Source organism: Ensifer sp. ENS06 (assembly GCF_014852205.1).
Classification (GTDB): Bacteria; Pseudomonadota; Alphaproteobacteria; order Rhizobiales; family Rhizobiaceae; genus Ensifer; species Ensifer adhaerens.
In genome coordinates this window covers 13,705-32,569 of the sequence record NZ_JACVBC010000005.1, presented here as the reverse complement: position 1 = coordinate 32,569, position 18,865 = coordinate 13,705, and the positions used below count along the sequence as shown (strand labels likewise).

At 62.8% G+C, this 18,865-nt stretch carries 19 protein-coding genes; 10 read left to right on the top strand and 9 right to left on the bottom strand.

The features are described from left to right. Window positions 1-2: 2 nt before the first annotated feature. The gene (locus IB279_RS19315) at window positions 3-1,793 is read left to right on the top strand and encodes an ABC transporter ATP-binding protein (RefSeq protein ID WP_113187757.1); all 1,791 of its coding nucleotides are present in this window, start codon (window positions 3-5) and stop codon (window positions 1,791-1,793) included. A gap of 105 nt (window positions 1,794-1,898) precedes the next feature. After that, entirely contained in the window at window positions 1,899-3,116 is a 1,218-nt protein-coding gene (locus IB279_RS19310; protein WP_192339561.1) for an MFS transporter, read from the top strand. A gap of 23 nt (window positions 3,117-3,139) precedes the next feature. Here IB279_RS19310 and IB279_RS19305 read toward each other — a convergent pair whose 3' ends face one another. The 5 genes from IB279_RS19305 to IB279_RS19285 form a co-directional block, all read right to left on the bottom strand. Further along, window positions 3,140-3,778: a LysE family translocator gene (locus IB279_RS19305; RefSeq protein WP_112976882.1), complete on the bottom strand. Its 639-nt coding sequence runs from the start codon at window positions 3,776-3,778 to the stop codon at window positions 3,140-3,142. Between the two features lie 124 nt (window positions 3,779-3,902). After that, entirely contained in the window at window positions 3,903-5,108 is a 1,206-nt protein-coding gene (locus IB279_RS19300; protein WP_113187759.1) for an MFS transporter, read from the bottom strand. Between the two features lie 265 nt (window positions 5,109-5,373). Continuing rightward, a complete protein-coding gene (locus IB279_RS19295) occupies window positions 5,374-6,534 on the bottom strand; it encodes an MFS transporter (RefSeq protein WP_113187760.1) in 1,161 nt (386 codons plus the stop codon). 339 nt (window positions 6,535-6,873) lie between these two features. Further along, window positions 6,874-7,155, bottom strand: coding sequence for a DoxX family protein (locus IB279_RS19290; RefSeq protein ID WP_192339560.1), 282 nt, complete (start codon window positions 7,153-7,155; stop codon window positions 6,874-6,876). Window positions 7,156-7,386: 231 nt separating this feature from the next. After that, entirely contained in the window at window positions 7,387-8,124 is a 738-nt protein-coding gene (locus IB279_RS19285; RefSeq protein WP_113187762.1) for an SDR family oxidoreductase, read from the bottom strand. Window positions 8,125-8,237: 113 nt separating this feature from the next. Here IB279_RS19285 and IB279_RS19280 point away from each other — a divergent pair, with 113 nt between their 5' ends. Next, complete coding sequence (locus IB279_RS19280; RefSeq protein WP_113187763.1) at window positions 8,238-9,140, top strand: LysR family transcriptional regulator; 903 nt, start codon at window positions 8,238-8,240, stop codon at window positions 9,138-9,140. A 15-nt stretch (window positions 9,141-9,155) separates the two neighbouring features. Here the strand turns inward: IB279_RS19280 and IB279_RS19275 are convergent, their stop codons facing one another. The 4 genes from IB279_RS19275 to IB279_RS19260 all read right to left on the bottom strand — a co-directional run bounded on the left by IB279_RS19275 (window position 9,156) and on the right by IB279_RS19260 (window position 12,036). After that, a complete protein-coding gene (locus IB279_RS19275) occupies window positions 9,156-10,055 on the bottom strand; it encodes a LysR family transcriptional regulator (RefSeq protein ID WP_113187764.1) in 900 nt (299 codons plus the stop codon). Window positions 10,056-10,372: 317 nt separating this feature from the next. Continuing rightward, the gene (locus tag IB279_RS19270) at window positions 10,373-10,732 is read right to left on the bottom strand and encodes an Atu4866 domain-containing protein (RefSeq protein ID WP_192339557.1); all 360 of its coding nucleotides are present in this window, start codon (window positions 10,730-10,732) and stop codon (window positions 10,373-10,375) included. Then, window positions 10,729-11,169 (bottom strand): carboxymuconolactone decarboxylase family protein, encoded by a 441-nt coding sequence (locus IB279_RS19265; protein ID WP_210338678.1) that lies wholly within the window; start codon window positions 11,167-11,169, stop codon window positions 10,729-10,731. Before IB279_RS19265 ends, IB279_RS19270 begins: the two co-directional genes overlap by 4 nt. Window positions 11,170-11,490: 321 nt before the next feature. Further along, the gene (locus IB279_RS19260) at window positions 11,491-12,036 is read right to left on the bottom strand and encodes a LysR substrate-binding domain-containing protein (protein WP_162741167.1); all 546 of its coding nucleotides are present in this window, start codon (window positions 12,034-12,036) and stop codon (window positions 11,491-11,493) included. 19 nt (window positions 12,037-12,055) lie between these two features. On the opposite strand from IB279_RS19260, the gene IB279_RS19255 reads away from it, so the two are divergent. The 7 genes from IB279_RS19255 to IB279_RS19230 all read left to right on the top strand — a co-directional run bounded on the left by IB279_RS19255 (window position 12,056) and on the right by IB279_RS19230 (window position 18,785). Further along, complete coding sequence (locus IB279_RS19255) at window positions 12,056-12,754, top strand: alpha/beta hydrolase (RefSeq protein WP_162741168.1); 699 nt, start codon at window positions 12,056-12,058, stop codon at window positions 12,752-12,754. A 316-nt stretch (window positions 12,755-13,070) separates the two neighbouring features. Next, window positions 13,071-13,613 carry an alpha/beta fold hydrolase gene (locus tag IB279_RS36985; RefSeq protein ID WP_210338675.1) on the top strand — a complete coding sequence of 181 codons (543 nt, stop codon included), beginning with the start codon at window positions 13,071-13,073 and terminating at the stop codon, window positions 13,611-13,613. Next, a complete protein-coding gene (locus IB279_RS36980; protein WP_210338674.1) occupies window positions 13,610-13,768 on the top strand; it encodes an alpha/beta fold hydrolase in 159 nt (52 codons plus the stop codon). Before IB279_RS36985 ends, IB279_RS36980 begins: the two co-directional genes overlap by 4 nt. A 272-nt stretch (window positions 13,769-14,040) precedes the next feature. Next, window positions 14,041-15,015, top strand: coding sequence for an ABC transporter permease (locus tag IB279_RS19245; protein WP_113187780.1), 975 nt, complete (start codon window positions 14,041-14,043; stop codon window positions 15,013-15,015). 78 nt (window positions 15,016-15,093) lie between these two features. Continuing rightward, window positions 15,094-16,095 carry a substrate-binding domain-containing protein gene (locus tag IB279_RS19240; RefSeq protein ID WP_089044878.1) on the top strand — a complete coding sequence of 334 codons (1,002 nt, stop codon included), beginning with the start codon at window positions 15,094-15,096 and terminating at the stop codon, window positions 16,093-16,095. A gap of 87 nt (window positions 16,096-16,182) precedes the next feature. Beyond that, complete coding sequence (locus IB279_RS19235; protein WP_113187781.1) at window positions 16,183-17,751, top strand: sugar ABC transporter ATP-binding protein; 1,569 nt, start codon at window positions 16,183-16,185, stop codon at window positions 17,749-17,751. 74 nt (window positions 17,752-17,825) lie between these two features. Then, a complete protein-coding gene (locus tag IB279_RS19230) occupies window positions 17,826-18,785 on the top strand; it encodes an ABC transporter permease (protein ID WP_375292955.1) in 960 nt (319 codons plus the stop codon). Window positions 18,786-18,865 lie beyond the last annotated feature (80 nt).

Here is an 18,865-nt window from a genome sequence, read left to right as displayed (position 1 = left end):
ACGTGACTGAAGACCTGCTCAGGATTTCCGATCTCGCGGTGAAGTTCCGCGGAACGCCCGACGGCGCGCTTGCCGTCAAGGGCATCGATCTCGCCATCGGCCGCGGCGAGGTCGTCGCGATCGTCGGTGAGTCCGGATCGGGAAAATCGGTCACGGCCAAGTCAATCATGCGGCTGGTCGAGTACATGGGTGCGGAAATCGTCGGCGGACGCGCGGTTCTCAGCGAGAAAACGGGCGGTTCGACCGATCTCCTCACCCTCGACGAGACCCGCATGCAGGGCTTGAGGGGCGACCGGATCGCGATGATCTTCCAGGAGCCGATGACCTCGCTCAATCCGGTGCTGACCATCGGCCAGCAATTGTGCGAGGTCGTCGTCAAGCATCGCAAGATCGGTCGGGCGGAGGCCGACGGGATAGCGCTGAATGCCTTGCAGCAGGTGCGTATCCCCGAGCCGGAACGCCGACTGAAACAGTATCCGCACGAACTGTCGGGCGGAATGCGCCAGAGAGTCATGATCGCCATGGCCATCCTCTGCAAGCCGGACCTGTTGATCGCGGACGAGCCGACAACGGCGTTGGACGTCACGGTGCAGGCCGAGATTCTCGAGCTGCTGAAGGTCATTCAACGCGAGACCGGCATGGCCATCCTGCTGATCACCCATGACATGGGCGTCGTGGCCGAGATCGCCGACAAGGTGGTCGTCATGTTGCGGGGCGAGGTGGTCGAGAGCGGCGAAATCCATCAGATCTTCAATGCGCCGAAGCACGAATACACCCGCCGTCTGCTCGATGCCGCGCCAAAGCTCCAGTCCCGACAGGAGGGCTTACCCCAAACGAAACACGTTCCCTGCACGCAGGCAAGGCAGGATAAGGCCGATCCGAATGTCGTGCTCAGTGTCCGCAACCTCGTCACGCGTTTTGCCGTGCGCCAAGGCATGTTCGAGCGCGTCGTTGCAAATGTCCATGCGGTCGAGGGCGTGTCCTTCGATCTGCGCGAGAAGGAGACGCTGTCGCTGGTGGGCGAGAGTGGCTGTGGCAAATCGACGACCGGCAAGAGCATCATGCGGCTCATTCGACCGAATGGCGGCGAAGTCTTGCTTCAGGGCCGTAACCTTGAGGGCGTCAACGCATCCGAAATGATCGAGATGCGCAAGCGCATCCAGATGGTGTTCCAGGATCCCTACGCGTCGCTCAACCCCCGCATGTCGGTGGAGCAGATCGTGGCCGAGCCGCTGCGCATCCATCGCGTCGGCAGCCCGTCGCAGATCCGGGACAGGGTCTATAGCCTGCTCGAACGTGTCGGGCTCACCCGGGCACAGGCGAGCCTTTATCCGCATCAGTTCTCCGGCGGCCAGCGGCAACGCATCTGCATTGCCCGCGCTCTGGCGCTCAATCCCAAGGTGATCATCGCCGACGAGCCGGTTTCGGCGCTCGACGTCTCAATCCAGGGGCAGATCCTTGATCTGCTCGCGGAGATCCAGGAGGAGTTCGAGATTTCCGTCCTGTTCATTTCGCACGATATGGCCGTGGTCGAGCGCGTCAGTGACCGCATCGCGGTCATGTATCTCGGAGAAATCATCGAGATCGGACCACGCGACGCCGTGCTGGGTTCGCCGGCTCATCCCTATACCCAGCAACTGTTGTCTGCCGTGCCGATCGTGCACCCCGATCAACGTCGCAGCCGAACCCTTGGAGCGCGGGAATTGCGCAGTCCGATCCGTCCGCCCGGCTACGTCCACCAGACGCCGGCCTTGAAGGCGGTGGGTTTCGAGCACTATGCGCGGATAGCCTAAGCGGGCACTCAGCCTCGAATATCGGGCGATCCTTCCGGCCGCCCGCAAAACACGGCTTCGTACGGGATTTCCCGTTCGGGCAACAATTCGACGACAGGAAATCATATGCAGAACCAGGGCGGGTTGCGTTGGGTCTTTTTGGTCGCCGTGGCGGCCGTCGGTCTCAATCTTCGCCCGTTTATTGCAAGTATCGGGCCTTTAGCCGAGAGTATTCACGCCGGTACCGGCCTCGGATCCTATGGGCTGGCAATGCTGACATTCGTGCCGATGGTACTGATGGGTTGCGTTGCTTTCCTTGGCCCTGGTCTGCAGCGGATCGCCGGCACACGCCCGGTGATCCTGTCTGCGCTCGCCACCATCAGCCTCGGGACGATATTGCGTCTCTTCGTTTCCAGCGGCTGGATGATGATCGCAACGGCTGCGGTGATCGGGGCAGGTGTCGCTGTCGTTCAGGCTGTCTTCCCCGGCATCATCAAACGGCAGTTTCCGGATCAGGCGGGCCCGATCGCCGGGCTCTACTCGGCGATGCTGCTGGGCGGCGGCGCCTTGGGAGCGCAGGCTTCTCCTGTCATCGCGGATTTGACCGGCAGCTGGCGCATCGGACTGGCTTCGCTGGCCGCGCTCGGCTTTGTCGCCGTCGCTGTTGCCTGGATCGCGCTTCCCAGTGACGCCCCCCGGAATCAGGAAGGCAACCTCGTCCGAAATTTGCTCGCGAAGCCTCGAGCCTGGCTGCTCATGGTATTCTTCGGTCTGGTCAATGGCGGCTATACTTCCGTGGTGGTCTGGCTCGCTCCGCACTACCAGCAGCTTGGCTGGGGCGCTTCCGCGAGCGGCAGCCTGCTCGCGATCATGGCGGCTTTCCAGGCGGCGGCAGCGCTTATCCTGCCGGTTTTGGCCTGCCGCAACGGGATGGACCGACGGCCGTGGCTATGGTTCACGCTTGGGTGCCAGTTCGCAGGCTTTGTGGGCTTTGCCTTCGCGCCGCATGCCGCACCGTTCGCTTTCGTCGCGCTGACCGGCGCCGGGCTCGGTGGCTGCTTCGCCCTGTCGATGGTGGTCGCACTCGATCATCTGGCCGACCCCGCACAGGCAACCGCGTTATCGGCCGTCATGCAAGGCGGTGGTTTCCTCCTGGCCGCGACACCGCCGATGATCGTGTCCGCACTTCACGACCTCACCGGAAGCTTTGCCGCCGGCTGGAAGTGGCAACTCGGTTCTATTCTTATCGCGGCCGCGCTCACCGCGCGCCTCGCACCGCGAGGCTATGCAGCCGCCATGCCGCTCGCACCGGCGGCGACCAACGCCGACCGGTCGTTCAGATAAGGCAACGCTGCGAACAAGCGCCGTCAGGCGATTGTTCGTGCGCTATCCGTCATCAGCTTCAGCCCCAGTGCGCCCACCACGGCGCCGGCGGCGCGGTCGATCCAGGTCTTGGAGCGCAGGTAGACGACCCGCGGGCCGTGGGAGGAAAAGCCGAGGGCGACGATTGCGTACCACGCGAACTCGTTGATGAAGAGCAGCGGGGGCAGGGCGAGAAGCATCCAGGTAGGCGCCGGCGACGGCAACAGCGCGGCGAACATCGAGGCGTAAAAGATCGCCGTCTTCGGGTTGGAGATCTGAACGAAGAGCCCCCGCAGCAGGGATTTCCAGAGCGTGCTTGGCTGGTCGGCGGGTGTCTCGGCAATCATTATCTTCTGCGGTGCGGCCCGCCAGATGCTTATGCCGATCCAGACGAGATAGGCGCCACCGGCGAGCCTCAGGAGGATGTTGAGCCATTCAACCTGAAGAAGGATCGCCGTCAGGCCGGCGACCGCAATACAGGCGAAGAAAAAGCCGCCAATGCCCATGCCGACCGCTGCCATCAATCCATCGGCGCGGGACCGTGCGATCGCGATCCGCGACACCACGATGAAGCTCGGCCCGGGGCTCATGGCTCCAAGCAGGAAGACGCCCAGGATGGAGGCAAGAATTGCAAGTTCATGCATGTCATTATCCTCTCTTTAGAACGCTGCTGCCGCCGACGCAGGGCGAGTATGAAACGCGTTGCGTCATCCCACAATCGGGCATGTCCTCTCCCGCTCTCTCCGTCGAGAGAGCGGGAGACGTTCGTCAAGAATGACCTTCCTCGATCTTCGGGAGGAACCACGCGAGAAGCCCCGCAAGCGGAAGGAACGAGCAGATATAATAGACCGTTTCGACGCCGTAGCTATCGGCCAGTATCCCGAGAAGCGCTGCCGCAATGCCGCCGAGACCGAAGTTCAAGCCGTAGAACAGCCCGCCGATAAGCCCGATGCGGTTCGGCAAAAGCTCGATGGCGTAGATCAGGATCGATGCGAAGGCGCTTGCCATGATCAGGTTGATCATCACCGTCAGCACGCCGGTCCAGAACAGATCGGCATGTGGCAGGATCAGCGTCAGGGGAAGCGGCCCCAGAACCGAGATCCAGATGATCCGGTAGCGTCCGATGCGATCGCCGACAATCCCTCCGATCAGTGCGCCTGCGGCCGAGGCAAGCAGGAAGATGAACAACATCATCTGTGCGGAAGGGATGGAGAGGCCGAACTTCTCCATGAGGTAGAAGGTGTAGAACGAGCGGAAACTTTCGCCATAGGCGTTCTTGGTGAACATCAGCAGCGTCAGGACCACCAGAGCGGCGCCAATCGTCGCCGGCGCGTGGCGGATGCTGCCCGCCCTCTTGCTGTCCGCCCGCAGCGCCATGAATGCGGCGCTGATCTCCCGCTGCTTGCCGCCGATCCACGCGAGAAGCACCATTGCCAGCAACGCCAGGGCGGCGAACCAGGCGAGGCTCGGCTGCCCCCAGGGAACGATGATCACCGCGGCAAAAACCGGACCGAGTGCGCCGCCTGCCTGGCCGCCGACCTGAAACAGTCCCTGCGCCAATCCCTGCCGGCCGCCGGCGGCATAGCGCGCCATGCGCGTGGCTTCCGGGTGGAAAATGGAAGACCCGATGCCGATCAGCGCGACAGAGACAAGGATCATGGCATAGCTATCGGCAAGGGCGAGGCTGACCAGGCCCGAAAGCGTGAACATCATCCCGACGACTGGCGAATAGGGGGCGGGGTGTTTGTCCGTGACCATGCCGATCGCCGGCTGCAGCAGAGACCCGGCAATCTGGAAGGTCATGGTGATCATGCCGATCTGCACGAAGTCGAGCGCATAGGCGTCCTTCAGGATCGGATAGGCGGCCGGGATCAGCGACTGCATGAGGTCGTTGAGGAGATGGGTGACCCCGAGAACGACCAGGACGGCCAGATGCGTCTTCGGGCGTGTCACGGCAGGGATGGCGACTGTCATGGTTGATTTCTTGACTCCAGGATGCCGTGAAACGGCCTGCGGCGATGCCGCGCGGCGGGGAGCTTATGCATCCTCCGATAGGCGGGCAACCACCGGATGACGCTGCGCGCGAAAAAATGAGCTGTCGGGGCGGGAGGTTAGGCTCGCACGGGCACTTTCTTGGCCAGCCTTCCTCTGAGGACGCCCCGGAGCTTGCCGGCAAGGCGCGGTTCTTGCCCCGCCGCCTCGTTCGCCCCGACTCAGGCCTTCCCCCGCGAGACAGGTCTCACGGCGCTGTCGGCTTTCGGGTGGCAAGGTCCGCGATCGCGAGGAAAACACCGATCGCGAGGAATACGGCAAGGACCAGCGCCGCTCCAGTTGCACCAGTCGCGTCGAGCTGCATCGCAGCAAGCGGCAGCACGGCCAGGATCGTCAGGTTGTTGAGGCTTTCCGAAAGCGAAAGCACCTGACCTTTTTCCTCTCCGGCCAGGCTCGCAAGAATGGCGGTGCTCGTCGGTGCGGCGAGCCCCAAGGCAAAGCCCCATGCCGTCAGGAAAACGAGGTCCCCCGTGAACGACAGGGGGTTGAGCATGAAGCCGCCGACCGCCGCACTCAGGAGGAACAGCGCAACGATCAGCGTGCGATCGTCACCGCGAAACAGCCGTGCGGCTCGGCCGACGCCGAGGTTGCCAAGCAAGAGTCCCAGACCGAAAGCCGAGATGGAGACGCCGGTGGCCGCAACACCGAGGTCATAACGAAGCCGCAGGACCTCGCCGGCGAGAAGGAAACCGGCGACAGCCGTTCCGTTCCAAAGGCCTTTCGCGGCCAGGGGGCGGATCAAATTGCCACGGCCGAGCCAGACAGGACGCCTCATCTTCGGCACTGGGGGATTTCCCGCCCGGGCGGGAATCGCACTCCGGGCTATGGCAACTGTCGTGAGGCAGCCGGCGGCAGTCACCAGGAAAGGCGCACGCCAATCGAATGCCTCCGTCAGGACGCCGGCGATGACCGGCCCCGAGACGATGCCTGATGTCATGCCGATCATCACCGCTCCCATCGCGGCGGATTGTCGGTGCGCGGGGATGATGTCTGCCACCAGGGCAAAGGCCGTCGGAATCAGAGCCGCCGACGCCAGGCCGCCGAAGACCCGCAGGACGATCGCTGCCCCGAAGCTCGGCGCGATCGTCAGCGCGAGGCCGTCAATCGAGAACAGAACCAGCGACACGAGCAGAAGTCGGCGACGGTCTATGCGATCGGAAAGGTAGCCGAAGATCGGCGCGGCCACGGCATAGGAAAGCGCGTAGCTGCTGACGAGCCATGCGGCGTGCGCCGGCGTCGTCTCGAAGGCCACGGCCAGGGGCGAAAGCATCGCCGACAGCATGAACTCGGTCGCGCCGACAAAGAAAACGGCAAGCGCGAGGGTGGGCAAAATGAAGCGTGAGGGCACGGATTATCGTCCTTGAGCTTGAGAAGCAGGAGAGAACCGGCGCGCGAAGACGTCTAGCCCGTTCGTGGCGCCGGAAGGATCGAAGCGTTTTTTTGGGGGGGGGAGAGTGTCGGCGCTGCGGACCCCGATGGTTCGGGTCATGGCGATGCGAATGAATGCTCGCCTAAGCTGAATACGACAAGGAACCTCTAGCAAAGAGGTTTAGGGAACACAACAGTTCTTCCCGATCGGTATCCGAAACGAACCGCTGGGTGGCCAGCCGCGCTATCGCGCGACCGGCCCATTCAGGCGCTCGTGGTCAAGGCAGACCCTGGCCTCACATGATCTGCGGTGGAACGCTCAGACCTGCCGGTCAATCGGCCGGTCCAGCGCCCAGCGTCCGATCCCATGGGCGCTGAGATAGGCAAAGACGCCGATCCATACCATCGAAAGCTGAAAGCCCGTGCCGCGCGGGATCATCACCACAACCAGAATGACGATCATCTGGATGAAGAGCATGAAGGCGAGGGCGCACGTCAGAAGCCCGAGCGCAATTGCGATACCGCCGAAAAGCTCCAAGGCGATAGTCAGATAGGCGAGCGGCCGGATCGAGGCCCCGACTCTGGAAAAGCTCGATGTCACGGGGCATGTCGCCGTTGAAGAGCTTTTCCCAGCCGAACCAGCTCACGACTTCACCTGTTGTGATCCTCAGCATCAAATAATGCGACAAAGGCCGCGGTGAGGTTGAAGATCAGATAAAGTCCGGTGCTGCTCCCAGATCCGGCAGAACCATGGCATTCGCATGCGTGGTAGCCTGTGTCACGGGAAGTTCCTTCCATGAATGAGCATTCGTTGTGAGGAGATGCGTGCGGCTCAGCACATGCCGCCGTTTGCCCGGATGACCTGGCCATTGATCCACGCGCCTTCCGGTCCGGCGAGGAACGAGACGACACGGGCGATATCCTCGGGTTCAGCGAGCCGTTCGAGGGGGTTCATCTTTGCCATGCGGTCCAGCAGTTCAGGGCTCTTTCCGCTCAGGAACAGCTCCGTCGCAACAGGCCCGGGGGCGATCGCGTTCACGCGAATTCCGCGGCCACGCATCTCTTGCGCCAGCACCTGGGTCAGTCCTTCGACCGCCGCCTTGGTGGCAATGTAGATGCCATAGGTCGGCAGGCGCATTCCAATCACGCTCGACGAGACGTTGATGATCCGGCCGTCGTTGCGCAGTCGTTTCGCCGCCTCGCGGCAGACGTTGAACGCGCCCTTCAGGTTTATCGCGATGGTGTCGTCGACGACGTCGTCGGTGACGTCGGCAATCGGTGCAAGCTTCATGATGCCGGCGCTGTTGACGACGACGTCCACCCCGCCGAAGGCTTGCGTGGCCGTGTCGAACATCGCGGCAACCGCGCCGGCGTCGCTGACATCCGCTTGAATGACGCGTGCGTCGCCACCGCCGCCGATGATTTCGTCCGCGACCGCCTTGGCCGCCTCAGTGCGTCCCGCACAGTTCACGACAATCTTGAAGCCGTCACGGGCGAGGGCGCTGGCGATTTCCGCCCCAATGCCCCGCGACGCTCCGGTAACCAGCGCAACCTTGTTGCTGTTGCTCATGTGCCAAGCCTTTCAGGTGTTCCGTCTATTGATCGCGAGGAGGATACGCCTGGCATGAGAGAAGAAAAAATGCATAATTCGCAGGAGATAAATTACTGAAAGTATGAGTTGTCATGACGTTTGATGCGCGCTTGCTCAGCGGGATCGGAGTGCTTTTAGCAGTCGTCGAGGCCGGCAGCTTTGCCCGGGCCGGTGAAGCAATGGGGTTGACTCAGCCTGCGGTCAGCCGCGCCGTGGCCCGATTGGAGGAGCGCGTCGGCATACGTATTTTCAATCGAAGCGCCCGGGCAATCTCGCTGACGGACGAGGGGCGGCGCTTTTATGAACTCGTCGCGCCACTTCTTTCGGCAATCGAGGAGGCCGCGATCATGGCCGGCGGCACCAAAACGCACGTGCGTGGCAAGCTGCGGATCAATGTCGATGGGACCTTCGGGCACTTCGTGCTCGCCCCGAGGATCAATGACTTTCTCGAACGCTATCCGGAACTGTCGGTCGAGATCTTCGTGCGTGACTCGATCGGCGATTTTGTCGGCGAGGGGACGGACGTTGCCGTACGCTTCGGCGAGCCTGGCGCCTATTCTATGCATACGGAACTGCTGCTGGAAACGCGTGTGTTCACCTGTGCGTCGGCGCAATACCTAAAGAAATATGGCAGGCCGCAAGTGCCAGGCGATCTTTTGCACGGGCACCAATGCGTCCTCATCCGCGACCCGGCGACCGGGCGCCCCTTCGCCTGGGAGTTTCAGAGCCGTGGCGAAGCCATACCGTTCGCGGCGACCGGCCGGGTCATGGTCAATGACACGGGCTCGCTGATTGCCGCCTGCCGCAGCGGCGCGGGGATCGCGCAATTGCTCGAGCTCTATGTCAGGAACGAATTGTCGGACGGCGATCTGATCCAGATCCTGCCGGACTGGTCAGAAGAAACCTTTCCGCTCCATGCCTATTATCGCCGCTCGGACCTGATGCCTGCAAAACTCTGCGCCTTTCTTGACTTCGTACGCGAGATCGTCGCTTAGCTGCTTCGGATTGCTCTATCCGGCGTTGGGTCGCCACCGCACATGCTCGATGAGCGCGCGCAGCTTCGGCGCAAGGTTCCGCCGATTGGGAAAGTAGAGATAAAAGCCCGCGAACGGCGGGAAATAGTCCTCGAGAAGCGGCACCAGTTGTCCCGCGGAAACATAGGGTCTGAAGGTTTCCTCCATGCCGAAGGTTATGCCGCCCCCGGCGCAGGCGGTCCGGATCATCAGCGACATGTCGTTGGTGGTGATCTGCGGGTTCACCGCCACGTCGAACTCGCGCCCATCCTTGCCGAACTCCCAGCGATAAGGTGCCGTTTGAGGCGCCGGACGCCAGCCGATGCAGCGGTGCAGCGCGAGGTCCGACGGTTGCATGGGCTTGCCGAAGCGTTCGATATAGGATGGCGCCGCGACAGCGGTCTGGCGTTGCTCGGCCGATACCGGGACTGCGATCATGTCCTGCTCGATGACTTCGCCGAGCCGCACCCCGGCATCATAGCCTTGGGCCACGATGTCGAACTCCTCGTCCGTGACGGTCACATCGATCTGGATCGTGGGGTAGGCCTCGGCAAAGCTTGCGAGCAGCGCCCCTGATATAAACCTTTCGGCGATCGAGGACACCGCCAGCCGCAACAGCCCGGTTGGGGCCATGTCCCGGTCGGCTGTGGCGTCCAGGGCCAGGCCGACCTCCGCGAGGGCCGGGGCAACGCGCAGGTAAAGTTGCGCGCCAGCCTCCGTAAGGCTGACGCTGCGTGTCGTCCGCTGCACGAGTGCAACGCCGAGCCGATCTTCCAGCCGCCGCAGAGACTGGCTTACGGCCGATCGGGTAACGCCCAGATGCTCGGCAGCCGCGCGAAAACTCCGCGCCTCGGCGACGGCCATGAAGACGGAGATGGCATTAAGATCGACGGCCATTGGACGGCTCAACTTACCAGTGTCGGTGTGATTGGGCAGAGTGATGATGCAATCATGGCCCGCCGATCGACAACCTTCAATGCATCAAAGAATGTCACCGCGAGTTCTACCGCGCCTGTGATCGCCTCCAGAAGGCTTGCCGTGATCGCAAGAGCCCGGCAGAGCCTTCACTTCTTCCCCGCCTCCCGCCCCGCCTCTGCAGCCGCAATGGACATTCGGCTGCAGAGGCGGGGCGGGAGACACGCGGCAACCATCGTTGGCATCAAAGGATCGGGGCGATCCCGTAACGACAGTCTTCACGTGCTCCCCTTCCGCAGTCACCTTTCGCGGTAAAACACCATGCCGCCATGGTGCAGCACGTCATCCATGAACTCGCCATCGGCCGTAAAGCCGGTGTCATCCCAGTAGTCGATCTGGTTGCCGGTCACTTCGTAGCGCCCCTGATAGGCGCTCTTTCGGTTTCCGCGCGCCTCGTCATAACGGCCGTTCGGCAACAGCTCCTGGCGGATCCGCCCGTCCTCGGTCACCCACATGCCGACATAGGGATGATCTGCTTGCTTGCTTTGAGCCTCGCTGCTCATGACGTCCTCCGCGACGGCTTGACGGGAGATCGGCGCGTCGACAGATGCGAGACCGGCAACAAGGGTGGCGGCGGCAAGCTTGGGGAGATTGTTCATGGCTGCTCTCCCGCAGGCTTGTCCTTGCCCGCTTCGGCCCGTTCGGCAAAGAGCTGCGACAAGGATTGCGAGGCAGCAATGGCGCGGGGAAATCCGGCCGGAACAGTTACCATGTAGATGATTTCCTTGAGCTCATCCTCGGAAACACCGATGTTGAGCGCGTATCCGGCATGGACATTCATCAGCTCCGTCAGGCCCATCGCAGCGAAGGCGGCGACCGCCGCCAGTTGCCGCGTCCTGTTGTCGAGACCCGGGCGAGCCCAGACGTCGCCAAGGGCATAGGCCTCGGTCGCATCGGCAAGGAAGGGAAACTCCTGCCGCATCCGTTCCAGGTTGGGCTGCGTCACGCCATTGTTGAGGGTCCGGATGACGGCGGCGCCGCGTTCGCGACGCTCCTCCAGGGATTGGGCGAAGGCGACCTCCGGCGAAAGACCCAGGAAAACCGCCGCACCTGCGGCTGCGAATTGCGATTGAATGCGATCAAGCACGTTTCTCTCCTCGATAGATTGTCTGTTGGGACATCCGACGATCACGAACGTCGCCGTTCCTCCGGCTATTCGATGCCGGGGAGGGCGCGACAAGCGCGCGTCCTATCCGCGTCTGCTGAATTTGGGGGAGGCGCTGTCATTCGGAGCGCCGAAAGTCAGCGGGCCCTGTCCAGTTCCTCCTCCGTCTTGCGTTGCAGTGTCGACGCAAAAGGTAGGCGGGGAAGATTGGAACGATAAGACGCCGATTTCGATCCATACTGGTAAATCTGACTAACGAGTCGGAATGCTGTTCGGTGGCACGCTCATCGCGACCATGTCAGTTATGGCAGGCGAATTTTGTTCTCTCGGGTACGGGCCCTTGGCGTGATTGCGGCGGCACCACCGTTTGACTTCGAAATCACTTACAAGAACGCGCCAGCCTCGCGGCTCAGCGTGTCGAGCAGCAGGCGGACACCGGGCAGCATGCCGCGGCTCGGTTCCCTCGGCGACCATCCTGCGGCCGATGACGGCTGGCAGGCGGCCGATGCCGATCCCGGCCTCGATAGCCTCCGAGATGGCGCGGACGCTGTTGGCACACATGCGCGGCTTGAACTCAACCTTCACCGGGTCTTGCGCCGCACGGTGAAGTGTCCAGGTCTGGCTTTCGCCCGGTGCGATCTGCCCGCCGATCAACGGATAGGTTGTTAGGTCGGAAGGCAGCAATGACATGCCGTGCGCCGCGATCAGCGCCGGTGCTGCAAAGATAGACGCTTCGGTGCGTCTGATCTTGCGGGCGATCAGGGACGAATCCTCGAGATTGCCGATCCTCGGGAACATTCCGCCTCTCGACCTCGGCATGGACAATCTCCAGATGATCCGCAACGCCCAATTCCCGCCGGCGCTATCGCCGCCGGCCGTCCAGCCACAGGAACGCTTCATCGCGGGCGGCGAGGGAAATCCGAAGCTGCGGGTCGTCTTTGTCAATCCGGCGCCGGAGCGCCCGAACAAGCCGGCAATCCTGCATCTTCACGGTGGTGGACTGGTCGTTGGCAAGCCCGAAGTCGCCGTTCCCGAACTGCAGCAATTGTCCGCGGAACTGGGCGCGCTTATCGTTTCGGTCGACTACCGCCTTGCACCCGAGCATCCGTTCCCGGCTGGGCTCGACGACGCATACGCGGCGCTCGGCTGGTTGCATCAGGCTGCGGTCGAGCTTGGCGTTGATAGGAAGCGGATCGCCGTGATGGGCGAGAGTGCCGGCGCCGGGCTTGCCGCTGCCGTCTCGCTCCGGGCACGTGACCGCGGCGAGTGGCCGATCCGCTTCCAGTTGTTGCGTTATCCAATGCTCGACGACCGCACTGTGTTGCGCTTGCCACCGGCTCACGTCGGAACCTTCATCTGGAACGCGCAGTCGAATGCTTTTGGCTGGACTTCCCTGCTCGGTCGCAAGCCGCTGATGGCGGAACCACCGGCGGAGGCGGCTCCGGCACGCGCCGTCGATCTTGCCGGCCTGCCACCAACCTGGATCGGCGTTGGCACACTCGACCTGTTCGCATAGGAATCGATACATTTCGCATCCCGTCTCGTCGTGGCCGGCGTGCCGGTCGAAATGTCCGTGGTTCCCGGCGCCTATCACGGCTTCGACACGATGGTACCGCAGGCGCGCATCTCGGCGGATTTCATCGCCGGCTGGAAATCGGCGCTGAGCCGATCTTTGGAAGTCGACTAAGGGGCAGGCGCACTGCACGGTTCGCGCCGCATGACTGCCAGGGCGCAAGAGGCTTTCCGTCCGAAGGCGGCATCTCGCTTGACGACCGCCGCCATTTCTTCCGATAGGGTCAATCTACGAGCAGGTGTGCGGGGAGGTGGCGACTGTGGCAATGCTCTTTGTTCCGGGCTTCATGCTCGACGCCGATCTCTGGCGCGATGTGGTTCCCGCACTCGGCGAGTACGGTCCCGCGACCTATGCCGACCTGTCGCAAGACGGCTCGATCGAAGCCATGGCCCGTCGCACGCTGATGGATGCCCCGGATCGCTTCATACTCACCGGTTTCTCCATGGGAGGCTACGTCGCCCGGGAAATCGTCCGGCAGGCGCCCGACCGGGTGACCGCACTGATCCTCATTGCCACGTCCGCGCGCGGCGACAGCGACGTCGAGCGCCAGCGAAAGGCTGTCGTCGCCGGCAGGCCGCTGGCACGGCATTCAAGGGGCTCAGCCGATCGGCTATCCTCTCGTCCCTGCACCCCGACAATGCGGGGCGGACCGATATCCTCGATCGCATCCAGGCGGCAGGCCATCGAATGGGAGGCGACGCCTTTCGCCGACAATCTCTCATCGAGCGGAGGGACGAACGGGACGCTCTGGCGTCGATCCAGTGCCCAAGCCTGGTCATTGCCGGCGAAGAGGATCGGTTGAGGTCGCGCGCCGAAACGCTGGAGCTTCACAATGGGCTCGTCGGCTCAAGCTTCGAGGTCGTCGCCGACACTGGCCACATGGTCCCGATGGAAGCGCCGCAACGCCTCGCCACCATCATTCGGGAATGGCTCGCTCAACAGAAGGCCGAAGCGTAACGCGCCCGAGCCAAACTCCACCGTTCGCCTCCCGTTGTCACCCAATTCTTGCCGTTTGCAGCCCTGGCCGTTCCAAATCCGGCGGGTGTCACCAGGACAGCTAGAAGAACGCTGTTGACAAAACACACCGATGACTGGCAAATGTCAGAAATGTACAGAGGACGCGGGTTGTCGGTTGGTTTCAGGGGAGACAGGAGCCTGAGGCCGAAGAACCGGGAAGCATTTCCGTCTGCACAGATGCCAGCATGGGAGGGGACATCGTGGCTTTTCAGATGGATCGGCAGCTCGGCTTTCTCGCCACTGTGAACGTTGCCGCCATTGTCGCCGGTGCGATACTCGTCGGCGCGAGTTTCGTCGAGCTCTATAACTTCCAGTCCATGGCGTCGCAGGTCCCCGAACTGGGGTTCCTCGCCCTTGGCGTCATGCTGGCCATGATGTCCGGCAACGGCGGCATCGACCTTTCCGGCATCGCGCTTGCCAATCTCTCGGGCGTTGCCGCCTACTTCTTTCTGCGCGACGTGATTCCCGCCGACGAGGCTCCGCTTCTCTTCACGTGGAGCCTGATCGGCGTAGCGCTTGGCATCGGCCTTGTCGGCGGCATGCTGAACGGTTTCCTGATCGCGAAGGTTGGATTGACGCCGATCATCGCCACGCTCGGCACGCAATTGCTCTTTACCGGCCTGGCGATCGTTCTCACCAATGGTTCGGCGCTCAGCATCGGCTACGTCGAGCCGCTCGACGATTTCGGTAATGCCACGATCCTGAGCGTGCCCCAATGCTTCGCTCTGTTCCTGGTCGTCGCGCTCGCGATCGGCGCCATCCTGCGTTTCACGCCCTTCGGCCAACGTCTGCTTCTGCTCGGCAACAATGCCAAGGCCGCGCGCTACGCGGGCATCCCGGAAAAGCGCATCCTGTTCCTGACCTATACGGTTTGCGGGTTATTGGCGTCGGTTGCCGGCATCGTCATTGCCGCGCGCACCTCGAGCGTGAAGTGGGACTACGGCACCTCCTATGTCCTCATCGCTATCCTGATCGCCGTCATGGCCGGGGTTCGCCCCGAGGGCGGCTATGGGCGAGTCATCTGCGTCGTGCTTTCGGCAACGTCGCTGCAGATGCTCTCCAGCCTCTTCAACTTCATGAACATCTCGAACTTCTTCCGAGACCTCGCCTGGGGCGTTCTTCTGCTCGTTTTCATCGCCACCTCCGGCTTCGACTTCAAAGCCTGGTTCAGGGCGGCCCGCAGCTAAACCCCGTTTCCGCCAGGGCCGGGCGCGAGCCTTCGCGCGCCACAGCTCTTTCCTTTCGAAGGCGCAATGGGAGGAACTATGCCTGATTTTCGTAAAATTGCCGCCTGCACCGTGGCTCTCAGCACCATCTGGAGTGCCGCGGCTGCCATGGCCGAGGAGAAGCCGAGCATCGTGACCGTCGTCAAGGTCACCGGCGAGAATTGGTTCACCCGCATGGCCGAGGGCGTCGCCGCCTATGGCAACGACAACGACACGGTTGCCACGAGCCAAATCGGCCCGGGCAAGGCGGATGCCGCCCAGCAGGCACGCCTGATTGAGGACCTTGTCGCCAAGAAGGTCAGCGCGATTGCCGTCGTGCCGATGGATGCGTCGTCGCTCGAAGGCGTGCTGAAGCGCGCCGCCCAGCGCGGCATCAAGGTGGTGACCCACGAGGCCGACAGCATGAAGAACACGCTCGTCGACATCGAAGCCTTCGAGAACAAGGCCTTCGGCGCCCGCTTCAACGAGAAGATCGCCGAGTGCATGGGCAAATCAGGAAAATGGACGTCCTTCGTCGGTTCGCTCGGCAGCCTGACGCATGTCCAGTGGGCTGACGGGGGCGCTGAAAACGCCAAGAAGTACCCAGAGATGGAGTTGGTCTCGGAGAAGAACGAATCCTTCAACGACGCCAACCGCGCCTATGAGAAGGCCCGCGAGATCCTGCGCAAGTACCCCGACATCAAGGGCTTCCAGGGCGGCTCCGCCATCGACGTCATCGGCATCGGCCGCGCCGTCGAAGAGGCCGGCCTGCAGGACAAGACCTGCGTCTTCGGCATCGGCCTGCCGAAGGATACCGGATCCTATCTTGAATCCGGCGCCGTCGATGGCATCAGCTTCTGGGATCCGAAGGATGCCGGCTACGTCATGAACAAGGTGGCCGACATGGTCATCAAGGGCGAAGAGATCAAGGACGGCATGGATCTCGGCGTGCCCGGCTACGAAAAGGTGACGGTCAAGAAGGGTGCCGGTGACGGTATCATCGTCGTCGGCGAAGCCTGGGTCGACGTCGACAAGTCGAACTACGGCAAATACCCGTTCTGATCGGTTCTGCCGATTAATGCCGTCGCGCCATATACCGGCGCGGCGGTGTGTCCCTCGAACGCCCTCATGCACCATCAGGACAAAGCCATGCAGCCCCAGCCCACTGGCGGTGAACCGCATCTCAAGCCCGCGACCCCTTTTCTGGAGGTGCGCAACATCGAGAAGCACTTCGGTGGCGTGCGCGCGCTCAAGGGCGTGAGCCTTTCGATCGAGGTCGGCAACATCTATCACCTGATGGGTGAGAATGGCTGCGGCAAGAGCACGCTCATCAAGATCATTTCCGGGGCTCAAGGGGCTGATGCAGGCGAACTATTGATCGACGGCAAGACGGTCACCGGACTGACACCGGTCGCAGCCCTCGCTGCCGGCATCGAAACGGTCTATCAGGATTTCTCGCTGCTCCCCAATCTCTCCGTCGCCGAGAACATCGGGCTGACTCAGCAGTTGGTGTCCTCGTCGGGCAAGCTTGCGCGGCGGCTCGACATACCGAAGATGCGGGCGACGGCCGAGCGCGCCCTTACGGCCGTCGGCCTGCCGGCGAGCAGGGCCTTTCTTTCAACGCGGACGGACGAGTTGCCGATGGCGACGCGGCAGCTGATCGCCATTGCCCGCGCAATCGCCTCCGACGCCCGCCTCGTCATCATGGACGAGCCAACGACCGCGCTGACCAAACACGAGGTCGACAATCTCATCGGCGTCGTCGACCGCCTGCGCGCCAAGGGCGTGGCCGTGCTGTTCGTCACCCACAAGCTCGACGAGTGCAAGTCGCTCGGCGGGCGAGCGATCATCATGCGCGATGGCCAGAAAGTCGCCGAATGCGACGTCGAGGGCCATTCGAAGGCCGATCTAGCCTTCTGGATGACAGGCAAAGTGCTGGACGACACCCGCCAGCGGTCCGCCATCACGCTCGGCGAGAAGCTGCTCAATGTCGAAAAGCTCTCACGAACCGGATTTTTTGCTGACGTGTCCTTGTCGCTGCGCAAGGGCGAGATCATCGGCATTACCGGCCTGCTCGATTCCGGGCGCAACGAACTGGCGCTTGCGCTCGCCGGCGTTTCGCCGGCCGACGGCGGCGGTGTATTTCTCGAAGGCAACGAGATCCGCCTTGGCAAACCCGCCGATGCGATCACTTCCGGGATTGGCTACGTTCCCGAGGACCGGCTCTCGGAGGGATTGTTCCTTTCGCAATCGATCAAGGACAATATCGTGGTTCCGGTCCTCGACCGGCTGCGCAATGCCTTCGGCATCGTCGACGGGCGCCGCAGCCGAGCGCTCGCCGAGCGCACGGTCGACGACCTTCAGGTCGTCTCGGCCGGCGTCGACAAGCCGGTGCAGTCGTTGTCCGGCGGCAACCAGCAGCGCGTGCTCATCGGGCGCTGGCTGACGATCGAACCAAAACTGCTCATCCTGCACGGCCCGACCGTCGGCGTCGACGTCGGCTCCAAGGACACGATCTATCGGATCATCCAGCGGCTCGCCGGCGACGGCATGGGCGTCATCATCATCAGCGACGACCTGCCCGAACTGCTGCAGAACTGCGACCGCATCATGGTCATGCGCAAGGGTCGAGTCGTCAAAACCTTTGCCGCCGAGGGGCTGGCGGAAGACGTTCTCTCCCGCGCGCTGACCGACGATACCATTGCGAGGCTTCAATGAGCGAAACCACCTTCTCCCCGGCAGCACCCCGGTCTGAAAGCGCGGGCGCCGTTGCCGGCATCTGGACGTGGCTCATGCGCCACCCACCGGCCTTCACGCTGATCCTGATCGTCGCGGTTTCGCTCGTCGTCGGTGCAATCAACACGGACTTCTGGCAGGTGTCGAACCTTTTTGACATCCTGCGTGCGTCCGTCGTCCGCGGCCTCTTCGCGCTCGGCGTGCTCGTCGTCCTTGCCTCCGGTGGCATCGACGTCTCGTTCACGGCGATTGCCGCATTCGTCATGTACGCCGTCACCATGCTGGTGGTGAATGTCGTGCCCGACATGCCGATCGTCGCGATCCTCGCGCTCGGCGCGGTCGGCGGTGCCTGTTTCGGCGCGCTCAACGGCGTTCTGGTTCATGCCCTGAAAGCGCCATCGCTGATCGTGACGATCGGCACGCAATATGTAATCCGCAGCTTCCTGCTCACCTTTGTCGGCACGGCGCTGTTCATGAACATTCCTGCGGCAATGGACGCGTTCGGAAAGCTTGCGCTCTTCACCCATCACAGCGCCAACGGTTCGACCTCGACGCTGCCGGCCTTCGTGCTCATCCTCGCCATTGCTTCGCTCGTCACCTGGTGGATCCTTGAGCGCACCCTCATCGGCCGTGCAGTCTACGCCGTCGGCGGAAACGCCGGTGTGGCCGAGCGGCTCGGCTACAACCTGCGCACGGTCCGTATCTTTGTCTTTGCCTATGCGGGGCTTCTCGCCGGCGTCGCCGGGATCATTCACGTCTCCAGCAACCGGCTGGCGAACCCGTTCGATCTCGCCGGCGCCGAGCTCGAAATCATCGCCGCGGTGGTCCTCGGCGGCGCGCGTATCACCGGCGGCTCCGGCAGCGTCATCGGCACGCTTCTGGGCGTCGTGCTGATCACGCTCGTCAGTAACGTCCTCATTCTCGTCGGCATTCCGAGCACCTGGCAGCTCGTCATCGTCGGTATTTTTATCATTCTCGCCGGCGCGATCTTCTCGATCCGCGGCAGACAATCCTGACGGCTGGTCCCGGGGCCGCCAAGCGCGGTCAGGGCCGGCGTCATTCGACAACCCTGTTTCCTTGAGAAAGGTTTGAGTGC